We start from the raw sequence: 1,198 nt of genomic DNA on the forward strand, positions 1-1,198 counted from the left end.
GGGGGGCTATTCAATCCCAAGCCTTTTCCTGAGTACCTCAGGGTTTTTCCCCGTCTGCCATACTGCGACAACCAGCACCTCCTTGCCCTCCAAAGCGTAGTAGATAGCATAGGGGTACTTCTTCATAAGCACCCTTCTGAACTCGCCTAGAACCTTCTGGTATATCTTGGGGTTGGATCGGAGGAACGCCAGCGCATCCTCGAACCTCATAACCAAGTCGAAGCCTAGCCCCCGCCGCCTGTCCTCGTACCATTCCATAGCCTCGTCCAAATCGCTGACCGCGCCCATCTCGACAATCACCCTGTACTCATCCATCGTAGCCGTGTTTAGCCATGAGCTCCGCCCTCACCTCTTCCCATGGCCTAGCCGATGATGGGTTTTCCCTATACCTCTGGTAGCGCCTTTCGAGCTCCTGCCCCTGCTCCTCGGTAAGGGGCGGCATGGTGCGCTCGCGCTCCTGCATCTCCGCATCGAGCAGCATCTCCTCTACCTTGGCGAGCAGTGCCACATTATTGACTCTGAGGAACTGCTCTATCAAGCGCAGCTTCAGTGCCTGCAAATCCGTCTGTTCCATATTCGTTTTCTTAGTTTAAGTCAGGCATAGGCCTTCCTAGCCTGTGCATCCCTAAGGAATGCGTCTATTATAGCGAATAGATGCCCTCTGTCCGCCTCATCAAGGCTCTGTGCATCCCTTATCCTCTTTGCCGTCTGCCTGTCGAATGCAGGAGCGGCTCCCTCGTCCACAAGGTAGTCGAGAGTGACCTCGAAGAGGTCTGCAATTTTCTTGGCGGTCTCTACTGACGGGACCGCCTCATTGCGCTCATACTTGCCAATAGCCTCTCGGGAAGCCCCTATGAGCTTTGCGGTCTCAGTCTGCGACAGCCCCCTGCCTTTGCGCAAATATGCTATTCTATCTCCAATTTTAGACATAATCATCTACTAAAATGCACCAAAATACCATTATAATTCAAAAATAAGGTATTTTTTTATGTAAAAGAAATGAATAGCTGTTGTTTAAAATGGTATGATTATATAGATTTGTGTCTAATCATACGCAAAATATTTTTTTTCAAAAAAATCTACGACTATGGAGAAAGGAGACAACAGGCCCTACATGGGCGGACTGGAGCAGGTGCTTGGGGAGCAGTACGAGCCGCGGGAGCTTGCCGAGGCGCTGGACGGCTCACTGCGGGCGGTG

The 1,198-nt window shown here is 51.4% G+C and carries 3 protein-coding genes; all 3 read right to left on the reverse strand.

Annotated elements, in window-relative coordinates; translation table 11 throughout:
- Positions 1-6 precede the first annotated feature (6 nt).
- The 3 genes from V6D20_15895 to V6D20_15905 are packed head-to-tail and all read right to left on the reverse strand — an operon-like array spanning position 7 to position 930.
- On the reverse strand, positions 7-315 hold the full coding sequence (locus V6D20_15895) for a type II toxin-antitoxin system RelE/ParE family toxin (protein HEY9817262.1): 309 nt from the start codon (positions 313-315) through the stop codon (positions 7-9).
- On the reverse strand, positions 308-574 hold the full coding sequence (locus V6D20_15900) for an addiction module protein (GenBank protein ID HEY9817263.1): 267 nt from the start codon (positions 572-574) through the stop codon (positions 308-310). Before V6D20_15900 ends, V6D20_15895 begins: the two co-directional genes overlap by 8 nt.
- 20 nt (positions 575-594) lie before the next feature.
- Positions 595-930, reverse strand: a complete 336-nt coding sequence (locus tag V6D20_15905) for a helix-turn-helix transcriptional regulator (GenBank protein ID HEY9817264.1) — start codon at positions 928-930, stop codon at positions 595-597.
- Between the last annotated feature and the right edge of the window lie 268 nt (positions 931-1,198).

This window comes from Candidatus Obscuribacterales bacterium (assembly GCA_036703605.1).
In the GTDB taxonomy this organism is placed as follows: domain Bacteria; phylum Cyanobacteriota; class Cyanobacteriia; order RECH01; family RECH01; genus RECH01.